This is a genomic window from Labrenzia sp. R5_0, assembly GCF_017743835.1.
GTDB classification, from domain to species: Bacteria; Pseudomonadota; Alphaproteobacteria; order Rhizobiales; family Stappiaceae; genus Roseibium; species Roseibium algicola.
In genome coordinates this window covers 753,636-771,306 of sequence record NZ_JAGHRK010000002.1, presented here as the reverse complement: position 1 = coordinate 771,306, position 17,671 = coordinate 753,636, and the positions used below count along the sequence as shown (strand labels likewise).

General features: G+C 60.9%; 15 protein-coding genes. 7 read left to right on the top strand and 8 right to left on the bottom strand.

Annotated features, from left to right (window positions below; translation table 11 throughout):
* Positions 1-11 precede the first annotated feature (11 nt).
* Both J7447_RS12430 and J7447_RS12425 read right to left on the bottom strand, forming a co-directional pair.
* Positions 12-791 carry a transporter substrate-binding domain-containing protein gene (locus J7447_RS12430; protein WP_023000375.1) on the bottom strand — a complete coding sequence of 260 codons (780 nt, stop codon included), beginning with the start codon at positions 789-791 and terminating at the stop codon, positions 12-14.
* A 76-nt stretch (positions 792-867) separates the two neighbouring features.
* On the bottom strand, positions 868-1,641 hold the full coding sequence (locus tag J7447_RS12425; RefSeq protein WP_031269084.1) for an ABC transporter ATP-binding protein: 774 nt from the start codon (positions 1,639-1,641) through the stop codon (positions 868-870).
* Positions 1,642-1,940: 299 nt separating this feature from the next.
* On the opposite strand from J7447_RS12425, the gene J7447_RS12420 reads away from it, so the two are divergent.
* Genes J7447_RS12420 through J7447_RS12410 form a run of 3 tightly spaced genes read left to right on the top strand, consistent with a single transcriptional unit; the run spans position 1,941 to position 5,393 of the window.
* Positions 1,941-2,585, top strand: a complete 645-nt coding sequence (locus tag J7447_RS12420) for a TetR family transcriptional regulator C-terminal domain-containing protein (RefSeq protein WP_031269085.1) — start codon at positions 1,941-1,943, stop codon at positions 2,583-2,585.
* A 10-nt stretch (positions 2,586-2,595) separates the two neighbouring features.
* The gene (locus J7447_RS12415; protein WP_209169742.1) at positions 2,596-3,789 is read left to right on the top strand and encodes a pyridoxal phosphate-dependent aminotransferase; all 1,194 of its coding nucleotides are present in this window, start codon (positions 2,596-2,598) and stop codon (positions 3,787-3,789) included.
* Positions 3,780-5,393 carry a 5-guanidino-2-oxopentanoate decarboxylase gene (locus J7447_RS12410; RefSeq protein WP_209169741.1) on the top strand — a complete coding sequence of 538 codons (1,614 nt, stop codon included), beginning with the start codon at positions 3,780-3,782 and terminating at the stop codon, positions 5,391-5,393. Before J7447_RS12415 ends, J7447_RS12410 begins: the two co-directional genes overlap by 10 nt.
* 22 nt (positions 5,394-5,415) lie before the next feature.
* Here J7447_RS12410 and J7447_RS12405 read toward each other — a convergent pair whose 3' ends face one another.
* Positions 5,416-7,443: a sensor histidine kinase gene (locus J7447_RS12405; RefSeq protein WP_209169740.1), complete on the bottom strand. Its 2,028-nt coding sequence runs from the start codon at positions 7,441-7,443 to the stop codon at positions 5,416-5,418.
* Positions 7,444-7,494: 51 nt separating this feature from the next.
* On the opposite strand from J7447_RS12405, the gene J7447_RS12400 reads away from it, so the two are divergent.
* The 3 genes from J7447_RS12400 (at position 7,495) to J7447_RS12390 (ending at position 9,760) form a co-directional block, all read left to right on the top strand.
* The gene (locus J7447_RS12400; protein WP_077292299.1) at positions 7,495-8,148 is read left to right on the top strand and encodes a response regulator transcription factor; all 654 of its coding nucleotides are present in this window, start codon (positions 7,495-7,497) and stop codon (positions 8,146-8,148) included.
* A 101-nt stretch (positions 8,149-8,249) separates the two neighbouring features.
* Positions 8,250-8,903, top strand: a complete 654-nt coding sequence (locus J7447_RS12395; RefSeq protein ID WP_209169739.1) for an SH3 domain-containing protein — start codon at positions 8,250-8,252, stop codon at positions 8,901-8,903.
* A gap of 83 nt (positions 8,904-8,986) precedes the next feature.
* A complete protein-coding gene (locus J7447_RS12390; RefSeq protein WP_209169738.1) occupies positions 8,987-9,760 on the top strand; it encodes a hypothetical protein in 774 nt (257 codons plus the stop codon).
* 424 nt (positions 9,761-10,184) lie between these two features.
* Here J7447_RS12390 and J7447_RS12385 read toward each other — a convergent pair whose 3' ends face one another.
* Together J7447_RS12385 and J7447_RS12380 are read right to left on the bottom strand one after the other, a co-directional pair.
* Complete coding sequence (locus tag J7447_RS12385) at positions 10,185-12,017, bottom strand: VWA domain-containing protein (protein WP_209169737.1); 1,833 nt, start codon at positions 12,015-12,017, stop codon at positions 10,185-10,187.
* 123 nt (positions 12,018-12,140) lie between these two features.
* The gene (locus J7447_RS12380) at positions 12,141-12,551 is read right to left on the bottom strand and encodes a hypothetical protein (protein WP_075282626.1); all 411 of its coding nucleotides are present in this window, start codon (positions 12,549-12,551) and stop codon (positions 12,141-12,143) included.
* A gap of 342 nt (positions 12,552-12,893) precedes the next feature.
* Between J7447_RS12380 and J7447_RS12375 the strand changes: the two genes are divergently transcribed.
* Positions 12,894-14,477, top strand: coding sequence for a PAN domain-containing protein (locus tag J7447_RS12375; RefSeq protein ID WP_145915737.1), 1,584 nt, complete (start codon positions 12,894-12,896; stop codon positions 14,475-14,477).
* Between the two features lie 69 nt (positions 14,478-14,546).
* Here J7447_RS12375 and J7447_RS12370 read toward each other — a convergent pair whose 3' ends face one another.
* From J7447_RS12370 to J7447_RS12360, 3 genes are read right to left on the bottom strand one after another with little or no spacing between them, the layout of a single operon-like run.
* Positions 14,547-15,974 (bottom strand): carnitine 3-dehydrogenase, encoded by a 1,428-nt coding sequence (locus tag J7447_RS12370; protein ID WP_168692487.1) that lies wholly within the window; start codon positions 15,972-15,974, stop codon positions 14,547-14,549.
* The gene (locus tag J7447_RS12365; RefSeq protein ID WP_209169736.1) at positions 15,971-16,735 is read right to left on the bottom strand and encodes an SDR family oxidoreductase; all 765 of its coding nucleotides are present in this window, start codon (positions 16,733-16,735) and stop codon (positions 15,971-15,973) included. Before J7447_RS12365 ends, J7447_RS12370 begins: the two co-directional genes overlap by 4 nt.
* 1 nt (position 16,736) lies before the next feature.
* Positions 16,737-17,654, bottom strand: coding sequence for a 3-keto-5-aminohexanoate cleavage protein (locus J7447_RS12360; protein WP_209169735.1), 918 nt, complete (start codon positions 17,652-17,654; stop codon positions 16,737-16,739).
* Positions 17,655-17,671: the final 17 nt, after the last annotated feature.

Here is a 17,671-nt window from a genome sequence, read left to right as displayed (position 1 = left end):
GATCCGGCCGCTTAGCCGCCGTAGATGTCGAAGTCGAACCAGTTCTTGGAGAACGTTTCATAGGTGCCGTTCTCGCGGATCGCCTTGATCGCGGCGTTGACCTTGTCCTTCAGTTCCGTGTCGCCCTTGCGCAGGCCGACGCCAACGCCGGCACCGAGGATCGCCGGATCGTCCTGGACGTTGCCCTTCAGTTCGCAGCAGGCACCCGCATCGGACTTCAGGAAGGCGTCGAGCGCGATGGCGTCCGCCTGGACGGCGTCGAGGCGGCCAGCGGCGAGATCCTGGTTGGCTTCATCCTGGGTCTGGTACTGCTTGATCTCGGCAGCGCCTTCGCCGAAGTACTTTTCGGCATAGTCGGCATGAATGGTCGAAACCTGAACGCCGATGATCTTGCCGGACAGGCCTTCCGGAGTCGCGTCGAAATCGTCACCCTTGGCACCGATGATGCCGGTCGGAGTGTTGTAATACTTGTCAGAGAAATCGATGGTCTTCAGGCGCTCTTCCGTGATGGACATGGAGCCGATGATCATGTCGATCTTGCCGGATGTCAGAGCCGGGATGATGCCGTCCCAGGCAACTGGCGTGACGACGCAGTCGAGTTTGGCTTCCGCGCAGATCGCGTCCATGAATTCGATTTCCCAACCGATCCACTTGCCGCTGGAATCGGGAGAGGTGAACGGCGGGTAGGGCTCGGCTGCGACGCCGACCTTTACTTCCTCAGCCATGGCGCCGGTGAACGCGGTGGTGGCCAGTGCGGCGGCTGCGAATGCTGTCTTCAGAATATGTTTCATGCTGTTCCCCTGTTTTTTAGACTTCTCATGCCGGACCTTCCGGCAGGACCTCCCCGCGAAACGTCTGCGGGAGGGTCTAGTTGATCGAGCTGATGAATTTCTTCAGCCGCTCCGATTTCGGGTCACCGAACACCTGGTCCGGCGGGCCCTGTTCCTCAATGATGCCGTTGTGCAGAAAGATGACGTGACTGGCGACTTCCCGCGCGAATTTCATCTCGTGGGTAACCAGGATCATTGTCCGCTGTTCACGGGCCAGATCGCCGATGACGCCGAGGACCTCTCCGACCAGTTCCGGATCGAGAGCGGATGTCGGCTCGTCGAACAACATGGCGAGCGGCTGGACGGCAAGGGCGCGGGCGATGGCTGCACGCTGCTGCTGACCACCGGACAGGAAGGCCGGATAGGCGTCCTGCTTCTCGTGCAGTCCGACACGGCGCAGCAAGGTTTCGGCGATGCCGACTGCCTCGTCGCGTTTCATGCCCAGAACGTGGATAGGCACTTCAATCACATTTTGAAGCACTGTCATGTGCTGCCACAGATTGAAGCTCTGGAAAACCATCGCAAGCTGGCTGCGAATGCGCTCGATCTGCCTGCGGTTGGCAGGGCGCAGGCCATGGTGGCCGTCGTTTTTCAGGTCGATTGTCTCACCATGGATGGTGACCGACCCTGCGCTGGGCATCTCAAGCATGTTGATGCAGCGCAGAAAGGTTGATTTGCCGGAGCCCGATCCGCCGATGATCGCAATCACGTCGCCCTGCCGGGCCGTGAGCGAGACACCCTTGAGCACCTCAAGAGCTCCGAAACGTTTAAAGAGGTCGCATACCTCGATGGCTGGCGCCGCTGGTTCCATCCTACCGCCATTGCCCGGCCTGAGCCGGTGCACTGTTGTTTCTGTTCCCCGCTGACCTCGTCTTTTTTGCCGGTGCGGCGTCAGCTCTCCGCCCGGTAAGTGTTGTCAGCTTTGCACTTGTCTCGTAATTATTCAACCGTATAATAACGAAAAAATCGATGCCGGTGCGTCATGCGACCGGAGATCATGGCGGAGGACACAAGAATGGCGCGGGAGGCGAAAGCGATGGCTGCAGCATGGTGCCTGACTTCGCCTGCGAACCCGTCAGTGCGCGGGATTCTGCCGGTCCGGAGCCTGTCATGAGCCGTCGTCCGTTCCATCGCGCAAGTGAGGCCGAGCGACGTCAGGATCTCATCCGGGCGACGCTGGATTGCATTTCCGAATTTGGTCTGCGCGGCGCGACCGTTCGTGAAATCGCGGCACGCGCCGGTGTCACTCCCGGCCTGATCCGCCATTATTTTTCCAGCAAGGACCAGATGCTGCAGGATGCCTATCGGGAAGTCATGACCGGAATGACGTCCACTGTGGCGGCGGCTGCCGATGGTGATCAGCAGAGCCCCAGGGCACGACTGCACGATTTCATCGTGGCCAACCTGACGCCGCCGGTTGCCAACGCACGGACGTTGTCGCTCTGGGCTGCTTTCATCAGTCATGTGCGCGTCGATCCGGCCTTTGCCGAAATTCACCTCGAGAGCTATCTCGCTTTTCGGTCTGTGCTGGAAACCCTAGTCGCCGAGGTGCTGGCCGAGTCGGGTGAGCCACCCGATGCAAAGCGGTGCCGGGAGCTGGCAATTGCGATCAACGGCGTGATCGACGGTCTGTGGATCGAAGGCACGCTGGTGGGTCACCTCTTTTCCGAAACGCCCCTTCCGGGCGTTGCCATCCGGTCCGTCGAGGCATTGCTTGGCGGAATAAGCCTTGCCGCCAAACCACACTCAAACTGAGAGACCGACTATGCGTTATGCGTCGATCACCGACCGCCTTGCCCACCTGGGCTCGGGAAAATGGACTGTCCACATCAAGGCGCGCGAAATGGCGGCTGCGGGCGTTCCCGTTATCGAGCTGACGATCGGAGAGCCGGACATCCTGCCCGACGAAGCCTTGTTCGAGGAAGCCAACCGGGCGATGAGGGCCGGCCGTATCCGTTATTCCAACGGTCGGGGCGAGCCGGGTATCGTTGCTGCATTGACGGAAAAATATCGCAAGCGCCGGCCTGACGTGAACGAGCAGAACGTCCTGTGTTTCCCAGGCACGCAGACTGCCCTTTTTGCGGTGATGCTGGGCCTTGTGGAGGCAGGCGACGCCGTTCTGGCAGGTGATCCGCTCTATGCCACCTACGAAGGCGTTATTGCCGCGACCGGTGCGCACATGGTGCCGGTGCCGCTCCGCCCTGAAAAGGGTTTCCACCTTCAGGCGGAAGATCTTGAGAAGGCAGTCACTCCGGACAGCCGGGTGCTCCTGCTCAATACGCCGCACAATCCGACCGGGGCGACGCTGACGGCTGAGGAAATTGCCGCCATCGGTGAGGTCTGCATCAAGCACGACCTCTGGATCGTCTGCGACGAGGTGTATGAAAAGCTGATCTTTAAGGGAAGTTTCGCTTCCCCCTTCGACCAGCTGGCGCTGGCGGACCGGACCATCGTGGTGTCCTCTATCTCCAAATCTCACGCCGCCCCCGGCTTCCGGTCCGGCTGGGCAATCGGTCCGGAAGAATTCTGCACGCGTTTGCTGGCGGTTTCCGAAACCATGCTTTTTGGCGGGCAACCGTTCATCGCGGACATGACAGCCATGGCGATTGCCGGGAATTTCGACACTGCCGAGCGCATGCGGGAGAGTTATCTGCGGCGGGCGAAGCTCATCATCGGGCATCTGTCCGGACACGGCGCTCTGAAGCCCATGATGCCGGAAGCTGGCATGTTCCTGCTGGTGGATGTCAGTGCAACGGGACTGGACGGTGCCACCTTTGCCGAAAGGCTGCTGGAGGAAAAGCAGGTCGCGGTCATGCCTGGGGCCTCCTTCGGCGATCAGGCGACGAATTTCATCCGGTTGTCGTTGACGGTGGCCGATGAAACGCTTTCCGAAGCAACAGACCGCATCGCGGCCTTTGCGGACAGTCTCGACGACGAGGAGAACCGCAAATGGGCGTAGTGACCAAAACGGTCGGTGAGGCCCTGATCGATATTCTTGAGGCCAATGGCGTGGAAGCCGTCTTCGGCATTCCCGGCGTGCACACGGTCGAGCTTTATCGGGGGCTGGCTGCCTCCGAAATCCGCCACATCACCCCGCGCCACGAACAAGGGGCCGGGTTCATGGCGGACGGATATGCCCGCGTGACCGGGAAACCCGGTGTCGCACTGGTGATCACCGGCCCGGGCCTGACCAATACGATCACCGCGATGGCGCAGGCCTATCAGGATTCCGTGCCGATGCTGGTGATCTCGGGCGTCAATGCACGCGCAAGCCTTGGCCATGGCCGAGGTAAGCTGCACGAGCTGCCGGACCAGCGCGCCATGATGGCACCGCTTGCGCTGATGACACACACGTTGCTGGAGCCCTCGGACCTTCCGGCTGTCATGGACCGTGCCTTCGCGATCCTGCAGTCGCGGCGTCCGGGGCCGGTCCATATCGAAATTCCAACCGATGTGATGGTGGAAAAGATTGCCGTTGGCGACCTGCGTCCCTCAAAGGCCTGCGGCCCGCGGGCGGCTCAGGCACAGGTGCTGGAGCTTGCCGAAAAATGCCGCAAGGCCCAGCGCCCGGCGGTCCTGTGCGGTGGCGGTTCTGTTGCTGCCGCAGACAAGATCCGTTTGCTGGCGGAGCGAATTGATGCGCCGCTGATCACCACGGTCAATGCGCGGGGCATGTTTGCAGGGCATCCGCTCTCCGTTCCGGCCAGCCCGAGCCTTGCAGCCGTCCGCGACCTGCTTGCAGCCTCCGATCTGGTGATTGCGCTCGGCACGCAGATGGGACAGACGGATTACGACATGTATGCCGATGGCGGCTTTCCGGAGCTTGCCGATCTGGTGCGGGTGGACATCGATGCAGATCAGCTTGCCCGGGGGCCTGAAGCTGCGCTGCCGGTCCTCTCCAGTGTCGACCAGTTGCTGGACGACCTTCTGCCGCTGCTTGAAGGTCCCGGTACGGAGGCGGACGGTGCTGCAAGGGCCAAGGCTTGCCGAGAGGCGGTTTCAACCTGGTTGAGCCCCAAGATGCAGGCGGAAATCAGTGTTCTGGAGACGATCCGCGAAACGCTGCCCGGCTGCATCATCGTCGGCGACAGCACGCAGGCCATCTATTCCGGCAACTTGTCCTTTGAAGCAGGCCGGTCGCATGGCTGGTTCAACGCGGCAACAGGGTTCGGTGCACTTGGGTATGGCCCTCCGGCCGCGATCGGTGCCAGCATCGGCGAACCTGAAACGCCTGTGATCTGCCTTGTGGGTGATGGCGGGCTGCAGTTCTCGCTTGCCGAAATCGGCTCAGCCAGGGATTGCGGAGCCAAGGTGATTTTCCTGGTCTGGAACAACGACGGTTATGGCGAAATCCGCACCTACATGTTGGATTGCGGGATTGAACCGGAAGGCGTGACACCATCAGCCCCCGATTTTGGCAAGATCGCCGACGCCTATGGTTTGCCGTCCGTGCGTCTTGATGACGTCTCGGAGCTCGGGGCCGCTGTTAAGCGGTTTTCAGACCTGTCCGGACCAAGCCTGATCGAAATCCACGAAACAGGCACGCGTGGGGCGACCGCCTGACGTGAGACCCTGCGGGCTATGCTCAGCTTGAGGCCGGCAAGGACAGCCTGAATTGCGTTCCCCTGCCTTTTGCAGACTGGCAGGTGAACGCAAGGCCGTGTTCACGCGCAAGGTCGTGACAGACCGAAAGACCAAGGCCATGTCCGCTGGACGTGCTGCCTTTTTCGTAGGCCTTCAGGAAAGTTTGCTGTTCGGTCTCGGTCAGGCCTGGTCCCGTATCGAGCACACAAAGCTCCAGGTCCTGTCCACGGTTACGGACGCCAATCAGGACCTTGCCTTTTTCGGTGTATTTGACCGCGTTGGAGACCAGATTGCTGGCGATGCGCATCAGGACCATGGGCGGTACGGCGGTCTTGCGGGTTGATGTAACCCGTCGCAGCTTCAGGCCTTTTGAGATCGCTTCCTCGCCAAACATCTGCTGGACCGTGTCGAGAACAAGCGAAAGTTCGTAGCTCTCGGTTTCCGCCGGTTCTGCGCGGGTGATGGCGATGTCTTTCTGGGCGTGGTCTTCTTCGCCGGTTGGATCGGAGCTTTCGGCTGTCTCTGTGCCATCGTTCCGCGGTGCCGTTTCCGCCAGGTAGGAATTCGACAGGGCCTCCATGTAGTCGAATGCCTCTGCAAGACGTTGGCGAACCGGCGGTTCCATATGGTCGGCAAGATGGTCGAAGCTGAGCCTCAGTGAAGTGATCGGCTGTTTCAGATCATGGGAAGCGGTCGCCAGTTGCCGCTGTCGCAGGCTGGCCAGATCGCGGGCACGCGTGTAATTGCGCTCGGCCACGAGCAGCTCCCGACTGCGCCTTGCTTCTGCTTCAAGGGCAGCGATTTCGGCCTGAACGGCATTTGCGTGTTTGTGGCGCAAGGCAACGATATGGGCGGTCAAACCGGTCATGGTGGCAATCAGCAGGCAGGAGAAAATACCCTTGACCGTGCTCGCAACTGGCAGGATTTCAGTCTCGAGGCCAACGACCATCAAGGCAATCAGCCCAACGACCAGCACGGTGCCAAAGGCTGAAACCAGTTCCGAGCTGACATGTGCCGCGCCTTCGCTGCGTCGCCAGCTGCGGCCTGCCAGGAAAACGGAAATGAACATCAGCGCCAGCAGCAGATAGCCGAAAAACGCGACATAGGTGCCGGGCGAAAAGAAAGACAACCCGAAACCGGCGATCGATAGGGCGGAAAGGGCTGTCAGGCCGATGGAAAGCCTTGTCTCGCGGCCCGCGGTGGCGACAGAGCGGCCGGAAATGACGAAGCCGAGGCCGGATAGGGAGAACAGCAGGAAGAAGCCTGTCGGAGACTGGAGTTCAGGCCTGTCGGGAAAGAAGAACCGGAACCAGAGGCCGTCAATATAAGCGATGAAAGCAAGTCCGAGCCCGAACTGGACGGCGTAGAGCATGCCGATCCAGTTTTTCATGGCCAGATGAAAGCCGAAGAAGAAAATCAGGCAGGAGATCGTGAAGGCGTAGAACGCCGTATGGGTGATGCCGGACGCAAAGGCTGAGGCTTCAAGCTCCACCGGTGTTTCCAGCGCCATCTTGAAGGACTGGAAAGGCCCGAACTTGAAATTCACCAGGAGGGTGACCCGCTCTTGCGGCGCGATGTCGAAGACAGGCGTGCGCAACCTTGTGACCGAGTGGTCTTCCGGTGCGAAGGGTTCGAAAATCGAATAACTGATCAGGCTTTCGGTAAAGCCGCTTTCGCGGATGACATAGGCATCCAGTTCGCTGACCAGCGGCAGGTCGATCGTCAGCACGAAAGGATCCGGCGCACGGCCATCGTTCAGTGTTGCGTTGACGATCTCGACAGCGGCCCAGGCTTCCGGCGCATAGTTGGTTTCCAGCAGAGAGGCCTTGAGGGTCGGAGAGAATTTGCCGGAGCGGAACCGGTTCAGGATGTCGGCAAGAGATGCTGACGGATCGCTCTCATAGACCAGATGCGGCTTCAGGTCGCCAATCCCCTGGCCGGGCTCGAGGCGCACAGTTTCTGCCCGGGCGATGCCGGTCACGAGAAGGCTGAAAAACAGAAGGGCCCACAGGTGCAGAATTCTGGTCATTTCCCCAAAGGCATGTCAGATAGAAGGACTGCAGCTGCTGGATCGAGAGCCGTGAAAGATCAAAGATATAGTGCCATCATTGCAGACGATCACGCAATCGTTCGCTCGGGTTTGCGCGACGCTCTGGAAAAGCCGGGCCTGATCGAACCGGAGGGGATCAACGTGCTGGCGGAAGCCGGCGACGGCCTCAGCGCGATAGCCGAAGTGCGCAAGCAGCGGCCAGACCTCCTGTTGCTGGATGTCTCCATGCCGATGGCAGGCGGCGTGGAAGTGCTGATCGAGGCAAGGCGCTGGTCGAAGGAAACGAGGGTGGTCGTGCTGACAGGCATTTCCGCTGTCGGGCTGATATCGGATCTCATCGAGGCCGGGGTCGATGGCCTGTTCTCGAAGGCGTCGGACAATGCCGAGTTCTACCAGAAACTGCCGGGTATCCTGCGCGGACAGCGGCATATTTCAGACGTGTTTCTGAAGATCCTGGAAGAGACGCCCGCGCCGCCGGTTCTGACGGACCGGGAGCGGCAGACGCTGAACCTGATCCTCGCGGGGCGATCCAACAAGGAAATTGCCGAAGGACTTGGCATCAGCGTCAAGACCGTCGACAAGCACCGCACCAGCCTGATGCAGAAGCTGAACGTGCATTCGGTGCCGCAACTGATGGCCAAGGCGCTGAAGGAAGGCATGATTGATCCATCAAGGGAACTTTGACCGGGGAATGCCTGTTCTGGCCGGAATGGGGGATCGGCCCCATGGCCGGCACTCAGCCGCCATGCGTTACTGCTGCAAGTGACCCGCAAAAGGATTGTGCCATGCGACCCTATTTCAGACTTTCAGCAACCTCGCTTGCTGCGATACCCGTTGCCGGCATGCTGATCACGGGCTCGGTCCAGGCGCAGGATGACGGTTTCCGCGAGATCCGTATTGCTCCCGGCACAGCGGTCGCCGCCAATTTCATGGATGTGCTGATGCCGTTTCTGCAAGGCCATCCGGAGAGTGACGAAGGCAATGCAGCGCTCGACCTGAAGGTGCGCAAGGCCGACAGCGGCTACAGTGTCGATATCGTCATGACCGGATATCTTGATGACAGCCTTTCCGGTGAGCATTACAGGGGCACCGTTGTTCACACGGCGACGGGCAAATGGGAGCTTCTGGAGATGAAGGTCAAACCCTTGTGCGCACGGGGTGTGAATGTCGGCGGGATATGCACCGCATCCGCATCACCACCTGCCATGTTCCGGTCTTCCGGCGCCGTTGACGGCCGGTTGATGTGCGTCAGCATTGCGCAGGACGATGTTCTGAATGTACGGCAGGGCCCGGGAACACGGCATGCCGTTACCGGCGCTCTTGCGGCGGGAACCTGTAATGTGGAACTTTCCGAGAGCTGTGAGGGAAGCTGGTGTGAAATCCGTTCGGGCGCGGTGTCCGGATGGGTGAATACCCGTTACCTTGAGCCCACCAATTGAAAGACATATCGACGAGCCCCATGCCGGTCAGAAATCAGCATCAGCGCAGATCTGCCAAAAGCCTTCTCATCGGAGGCTTGCTGATGTCTTGCGCAACTGTCGCGGTTCTGGCCAGCGGCTTGCCGGAGCCGACATTCCTGGAAAGCGGCAGCAACGACCTGATCCGCTTTCAGAAAGGCGAGGTGCCTGCACCACCGGTTACGCTGGAGGCCGCCCCTTCAGCTGCTCCGGAACCGGTAGAACCTGCCGAGATGCGTGCGCCCGAGCACCGGCTGATGGACAGCGAGGGGGCTGCTGCCGAGATTGCCCCTCCGCCGTCAGCGCGGCCGCAGCCACCGGCGCTTGCTCCTGCACCCGCCGACGCCCCATCCTGGACGGACCGCATGGATCTGGAGTTAGACCCGGTAATCGGCCGGACTGCCCCCCAGAGGGAACGGGTTGCGCCGGCTGCAGCGCCGAAGCAAAATTCGCAAAAACGGGAAGCCACAGGTGCGGACGCCCAAGGCTTGAACTCTGCCATCGAAAAGTCCGCCGCAAGGCGTGCGCAGGAACCGGCTCCACTGGAGGAAGCCGCAGATGCTGATGATGCGATTTCCGCGCGGCTGGTGACGGTCTGCCTGACCAATCCGGACGACGCCAGCGGCGCCAAGGGCTTTGATATCCGGCGAGATGGTCCGCCGCGCTATGTTGCCGATGTCGGCGCGACGGCCTGTGCCCGCTTCGAGCCGACGCGCCATACGATCTATCTCTGGAAGACCAACGACCTGGGCGCCCTGTCGCTGATCCTCTCCAGCCGTCTTGATCTGGTCGAGGCAGACGGGACGCAAGTGTCCCTGGACTGGTTGCGGGACCGATAACCGGCCCGACAGCGCAATCGCGCAGCCACCAGATTTATTCTCGAATGTGTCAGTCGTCCGTACGGCTCTGCGAAGGAGTGGATCCCGGGTCTCGCTCCGCTTGGCCAGGATGACGAGGGAGAAGTTCCCCGAATGTCATCCCGGGCGAGCAGCGCGAGACCCGGGATCGGGGAGGCACAGGCTTCTTTTGTTTTTCGGGTGCCCATTTCGCTGACCCTCGGCTCCCCGGTCCCGGATCTTCGCTGCGCTGCGTCCGGGATGACGAATGGAGGGGTGACCATGGGAGAGTTGACCATGGGAGGGCTGACCAATGGAGGGATGGTGCGTGAGGTGACGGCGCATGGCGACGGTCAATTGAGGGGGAGAATAACAAATGGAAACCGGCAGGCGGGCCTGCCGGTTTCTGTGCGGGCGGTGGGGGAGCCTAGCGCTCGGCGACGTCCGCGAGACGGACGAGGGTCAGGAATTCAGACCGGTAGCCGAAGCGGTCAGCGCCCTTGTTCTCACTGGCGAGTTTTTCGATCGCCTTGAAATCCCAATCTCCCAGGTGATCGGTGCCTTTCAGCTTCTGCCCGAAGGCGGCGACTGACGCAGCAAAGAGGGTTTCCGACGTCGGTATGCCGCTTGTATCTGCCATGACCGGTGTCTCGATCAGGGTACTTTCCTTGTCTCCGGGCAGCTTGTAGCGCAGCTTCACGAAGGCGAGTTCACCCGAATAGGAAGCACGAACGGGTTCGATCTTCTCCTTGGGGCCGTAGCGCAGGTCCGAGAATTTTTCCGCCGGCGAGCCGACAGGGGTGATTTCATAAAGGGCCGTGACGTTGTGGCCCGCGCCGATATCTCCCGCATCGACCTTGTCGTTCCTGAAATCCTCTGTTCTGAGCGCCCGGGTCTCGTAGCCGATCAGGCGGTATTCGGCGACGGTCTCCGGGTTGAATTCGACCTGGATCTTGACGTCCTGGGCGATCATGGAGATGGAGCTGACCACCTGATCCACCAGCACCTTGCGGGCTTCGGACAGCGTGTCGATGTAGGCGGCAACGCCCTGTCCGTTCTGCGCAAGGGTCTGCATCAGTTCATCGTTGTAGTTGCCGCGGCCGAAGCCGAGAACGGAGAGCGCTGTGCCGTTTTCCCGCTGTTCAGAGACATAGCGTTTCAGGCTGTCCGGATCGGACAGGCCGACGTTGAAGTCGCCGTCGGTGGCCAGGATGATCCTGGTCTGCTCGCCGTCGCCGGTCATTGTTTCGGCCAGGGCGTAAGCTCCTTTCAGACCTTCATGACCTGCTGTTGAGCCACCGGAGGTCAACGCGTTGATCTTTTCCAGGATCCGGCTCTTGTCGGTAACCTTGGTCGGTTCCAGCAGCACGCCGGAGCTGCCGGCGTATGTGACGATCGCCACTTCGTCCTCGTCGCGGAGCGTTGACAGCAGCAGGCGGAAGGATTGCTGCAGCAGCGGCAGCTTGTTGGCGTCTGCCATGGAACCGGACGTGTCGATCAGGAACACCAGGTTCTGCGGGGGAAGGTCATCGAGCGGCACCTTGTAGCCCTGGATGCCGACCTGCATCAGCCTAGTGTGTTCGTTCCAGGGGGTGTCGATCACGGAAACATTGGTGGAGAAAGGGTGACCGCCCTTTTCGGGCACAGGGTAACTGTAATCGAAGTAGTTGACCATCTCTTCGACGCGCACGGCATCCGGGTTCGGCAATCGGCCGCCGGACAGCGTGCTGCGGACATAGGAATAGGAAGCGGTGTCGACATCGACGGAGAAGGTCGATACCGGGTCCGCGCTCGTGCGTTTCAGCGGGTTTACTTCTGCGGATGCAAACCGTTCCCGATCTGCAGGCTGAACGGCTGGCATTGCCGGTGGTTCGGACTGAGCCACCTTTCTCGGGGCAAAGCCGCCACTGCCGGAGGAAAGCGACATCAGGCCGCCGGTGGCGGCCTCCGAGCCAATCATTAGTCTGTCCTGAAAAGCCGGGGCCGGGGCCGGGGCAGGCTGGGGGGCTACGGCCGGACGTGAGATGTCCGCGATGACGGAGTGGCTTTCCTCCTGTTTCCTGCGCTGGGTTGTCGAAACCGAGGCATCATCGTCTCGCTCACCTGCAATGGTCATCCGACCGGCTTCTTCCGCCGGGCTTGTGAGCTTTTTCCCGAGCTCCTGCCAATCGATGGTTTGCGAGGCGATGCCGGCGAAGGCGATTGTCATCAGCGAAGCGGAGCTGATCAGCAAGGTTCTGGGCATGTGTTTGCCAAACATGAGACAAATCCTTTTCGTCGCCCGGAGGAAAGGTCCGGGTGTCGGGGTGATGTGGAATAGTTGTGTAATGTGCCGGGCAAGAGCCGCGCCCTCACGGCGCGGCCTTGGTGTGTTTGCCGGGTGTTACCGGAACACGATGCGGTAGCTTGCGCCCTTGCGGCAAACCGAGGTGCTGGAGTCCGCGTACCAGGTTTTCAGCAGGTTCCAGCGGCCGTTGGATTTCAGCTTGCGGAACTGGACCCGGACAAAGGTGCTGGCGTTGTTCACGCCTTCCAGGTTCCGGGTGACCTTGTAGGTGCCGCCGTGGGCGATGACGCGGTTGGAAATGTTTTCCGAGCGCCAGCGGTTGGAACCGAGGTCACGGTAATCGAGATCGTAAAGCTGGATCGGCTGGCCGGTGTTGTTCTTCACCGTGATGTTGACCTTCTTGCAGATGTCGAACAGGGCGGCGGCCGGGGTCACGGCTCCGAGGGAGGCAACGCCTGCAATGGCAAGAACGGTGGCGGCTGCTGCGGTTTTGGCAAGGGCTTTCATTGGTCAATTCCTTTCTCTTGAATAATCTCCTTTCGGAGGGGGTATCGATCTTTCGATGAGAGAAAGGTGCCAGAACGAGCGGGGTGTCAGTATGGGGTCGATACCCCAATCGCGCGTCTGGTGAGGCACCTGAAAGCGGGCCGGTCACCGCAACCGGCGGGTTGAAGACACGCTTCGATATTTGGTCTATTGCTGCTTCGTCGCCTGTTTTGAAAAACGATTTCGAGATGACGATTTCATTCCCGGACCGGCCGTACCGGTCGACCTGAGGTCCCGGTTTTTCGGGTGCCCGATCAGCCCTACCAAAACTATTAAAACGGACTGCCTGGAGAAGGAGTGCCCATGATTTCGAGATGCCTGGTGTTTATCCTGTTCTGTCTTGCCGCAACGGTGGCGAAAGCGGCCGACGTGTTTCCGTCGAACGCGGAAGGCTGCGACTATCATTTGCGGGGTCAGATCGTCTCGGGGGATGCGGAAAAGCTCAAGGTTCTGCCGATCAACTCGCAAGGCATCACGCTGTGCCTCGATAGCCCCGGCGGCAGCTTTGCCGAAGGAAAGCGGCTGTTCGACACGATCTGGGACCAGGATATCGCAACCATGGTGCGTTCGGGAGAACGGTGCGAATCCGCCTGTTCGCTGGCTTTTCTTGGCGGCAGCATGCGGATCGGGACAGCCGTGATCCGCTTTCAGATGCGCTCTCTGCGTCCAGGGGGCAAACTCGGTTTCCATTCGCCCAGTCTCAACCTGCCGAACGAGAACAGTTACCCTGCCAGCGAAGTCCAGACTGCCTTTGCGATTGCGCTGAAGGCTGCTGAATCCTTTTTCGATATCAAGCTGAGCGAAGAGCACGACGTCGAGGCCATGACGGATTTCCTCTATCAGCGGATCCTCGGCACGCGCCCCGAAAACATGTTCCACATTGAAAGCATCGGCGATGCGGTGCTGGCCAATATCACCGTCACCGGACTGACACCGCCAGCCTCGATTACGGAACGTGAAATCGCAAATATCTGCGACAACGCCTATGCGGCCAATCTGATGGATGGTCGGCCGGGATATACGACCAGTTCACAATACTACGACGAAATCCTGATCGGCGATCCGGATGGAGACCGGAATGTGGTGCTGACAAGGCAAGGAGAGGACCTGGTCGGCAAGGTCTTCAATTATGATACTCCGAGCAAATTTTCGGCGCTTGGCTGTTCGGTCCGGATATCCGACGACTGGAAACGGTTCTGGGATACCGATTACAGTCCGCTCAGCGTCCGTTTCGAGCAGTATTCCGTTGGTGACGATTTCGGTGACGGGGAGGCCGAGGAATTTTCCGCGCCTTACTGGTATCTGCTGCCGGCTTCTCTGAAGCTTGACCAGCAGGCAGAAAGAAACGTTGCCGGACAGAATGCAAGTGCACCCGCGTCTGCGCCTGCTGCGTCAGGCGAGGGCGGTTTCGTTCGCCTGAGCGGCTATGATCTTTATGGCGGAGATCTGCCGGATGGCGTGCTCCGCAACATGAGCGCTGAGGACTGTATCTCGTCCTGTAGCGCCAGAAGCGGCTGCGATGCCGTGACCCATGACCGATGGAACCGGATTTGCATTCAAAAGTCCGTCGGTGACAGCAATGGCAGGCTCTATCTTCTTTCCAAGGCCGACACCTATGTGCAGCGGGCTGCCGCCGGGTCTCTCAAACCCAATCTGAGCGTGCCTGTCCAGACGTTCACCAAACAGAACAAGGGCTTTCCCGGACAGCCGGATGAAAGCCTGCAGGCGGGATCGGCCGGCCAGTGCGAGACGCTCTGCACGGAACGCACCTGCCTCGGGTTCAACTGGTCTGCCGGGTCGGGAAGATGCGATCTGTTTGCGCGGCCGGGTGTCTATTCCGACGCCGAAGGTATCGTGGCCGGGTTCATGGTTCAGCCGGCCCAATAGGACCGGTCAGCAGGACCGCCCAACAAAACAGGCCCGTCCGCGGTTCCGTTGACCGCGGACGGTGTCTGATCAGACCGCCTTCTGTCCGACGAAGCGGCCGGCACCTTCCGGAAAAGGCAGGGCCTTGTGGGCGTCGGCGAAGGCCTTGAGCTTCTCGCCGACTTCCGCTCCCGGCAGGGAACTGGCGCGGGTGTTGAGATCGACATGGAGCAGAAGGGTCTCCATGGTCGCGGCAAGTTTGCCGTCAGCGTTTTTCAGGAAGTGGAACAGCTGCATCTTTTTGCCTTCCCCCTGGAGCACCTGGGTCGTGACCGTCAGGCGTTCACCCGCCAGAAGCTCGTCCAGGTAGCGCAGGTGATTTTCAACGGTGAAGTAGCTCTTGCCGGATGCGATATAGTCGGCATCCGCACCGATAAGCTCCATGAACCGGTCGGTTGCGGCAGCACCTGCTTCCAGGTAGTGAGCCTCGTTCATGTGGCCGTTGTAATCGGTCCAGCTCTGCGGGATCTGGCGGTCTCCCGTGATCGGCAGTTCAGCCTCCGCCGGTGCCGCCAAAGCCCGTTCATGGGTGTTGAGAACGCCGCCTGCACCGCTGCCGCTTTTCTTTAGCGCTCGCATCATGCCGACGAGATTGTCGTCGCGCAGGCGTTCCAGCTCGCGAATGGAGCGGTGGCCGGACTGCGCATCGGACTGACCGGCGATCAGGTCGACCAGCTCGTCGGTGAACTCCGGCACGTCCATCAATTTGGTCCAGGGCCAGGAGAGGCATGGACCGAACTGGGCCATGAAGTGCTTCATGCCGGCTTCCCCGCCGGCGATACGATAGGTCTCAAAAAGGCCCATCTGTGCCCAGCGCAGACCGAAGCCCATGCGGATTGCCTCGTCAATTTCTTCGGTCGTGGCAATGCCGTCCTTCACCAGCCAGAGCGCCTCGCGCCAGACAGCTTCCAGGAACCGGTCGGCAATGTGGGCGTCGATCTCCTTGCGGACATGAAGCGGGAACATGCCGATGCTGCGCAGGACCTCGGCCGCGCGAGCGGTTTCGGCCGCATCACCGACAAGTTCCACCAGCGGCAGCAGATAGACCGGGTTGAACGGGTGGGCGACGACGGCGCGCGCGCCTTCGCTGGTCAGTTCGGACGGCTTGAAGCCGGATGTCGACGAGCCGATGACGGCGGTCTTGGGCGCGAGCTCCGTCAGGCTGCCCAGGACCTTGTGCTTGAGGTCAAGGCGTTCGGGAACGCTTTCCTGCACCCAGTCAGCACCAGCGGCTGCCTCGGCAAGATCTGAATGGAACGACAGGTTGCCTTCGTCCGGCAGGCGCTTGTCATAGAGCGCGGGCAGGCTGCGGCGCGCATTGTCGATGACTTCGCCGATCTTGCGTTCGGCTTCCGGGTCGGGGTCGAAGACGGCAACGTCCCAACCGTTCAAAAGGAAACGGGCGGCCCAGCCGCCACCGATCACGCCGCCGCCGACGATGCATGCTTTTTGGGTCATGGTGCAAGTGTCTCCGTGTGGCCGTCGATGGCCAGGATCTGTCCTGAAATGCGGGCGCCTGCTTCGGACGCCAGAAAGTGAATGGTGTTTGCTACATCCTGGGCAGTGACCCAGGTCTTGAGTGAAACACCCTTGACGTAGCTTTCTCGAATGGCCTCTTCGGTCTCGCCGCGCGCCCTGGCTTCCATCGCGACGACCCGATCCATCCGCTCCCCTTCCACCGCGCCCGGGCAAACCGCGTTGACGCGAATGCCGTGGGGGCCGAGCTCCATTGCGAGCGTCTTGGTGAGGCCGACAATCGCCCATTTGGCGGAGGCGTAGGGCGAGCGGAACGGGTAACCGTAAAGTCCGGCGGTCGACGAGGTGAGCGTGATCAGACCGTGCCCCTGAGCTTTCAGCACTCTGGCCGCCCAGCGGCAGGTCAGGAAGGCTCCGTGGAGATTGGTCGCGACGCAGCGTTGCCACTCCGCGTAGTCCAGCGTCTCGATCGCCCCTGCAGGACCGCCGGTGCCGGCATTGGCGCAAACCACGTCGATGCCTTTCCAGCGGTGTTCGAGGTCGTTCAGGAACGCGGACATTTCCGCTTCGCTGGTGACATCGGCAACAGCAGCGATCGCGTTGCCATTGGCTTGCGAGAATGCGGAAACGGCTGCAGGATCCGCATCACAGATCGCGACTTCGTCTCCGTCTGCCAGGAAGCGTTCCGCAATGGCGCGGCCGATCCCGGACGCTCCGGCCGTGACGAGGATCCTGCGGCTCATGTCAGGTGCTCACCGGCGCACGTTTGGTCAGGCCAAGCTTTTCACGAACGGCCTGCGGGCCGATGATCTTGGCACCCATGCCTTCGACAACGCCGACGGCCTTCTCGACCAGCTGTGCATTGGTGGCAAGAACGCCTTTTTCAAGGAAGATGTTGTCCTCGAGGCCAACACGGACGTTGCCACCGGCCAGGATGGAGGCCGCGACATAGGGCATCTGATCGCGGCCGAGACTGAAGGCCGACCAGGCCCAGTCATCCGGAATGGCGTTGACCATGGCCATGAAGGTGTTGAGGTCGTTCGGCGCGCCCCAGGGCACACCCATGCACAGCTGCACCAATGCCGGAGAGGCAAGCGTGCCTTCCTTGACGAGCTGCTTGGCAAACCAGAGGTGGCCGGTGTCGAAGGCTTCGATTTCCGGTTTCACGCCAAGTTCGGTCATCATGGCCCCCATGGCGCGCAGCATGCCGGGGGTGTTGGTCATGACATAGTCGGCTTCGGCGAAATTCATGGTGCCGCAGTCGAGCGTGCAGATTTCAGGCAGGCACTCGCGAATATGGGCCATGCGCTCCGTTGCGCCGACCATGTCGGTTCCCTTTTCAACCAGCGGCAACGGGCTTTCCGTGGATCCGAACACGATGTCGCCGCCCATGCCTGCGGTGAGGTTCAGGACCACATCCACATCGGCGGCGCGGATGAGATCCGTGACTTCCCGGTAGAGGTCAAGCCGGCGGGAGGGGGTGCCGGTTTCCGGATCGCGCACGTGGCAATGCACGACGGCTGCCCCCGCCTTGGCGGCGTCGATGGCGCTGTCGGCGATCTGCTTCGGGCTGCGCGGCACATGTGGAGACTTGTCCTGGGTACCGCCCGACCCGGTGACGGCGCAGGTGATGAAGACTTCGCGGTTCATGGTCAATGGCATTTGGTTCTCCTGGATCA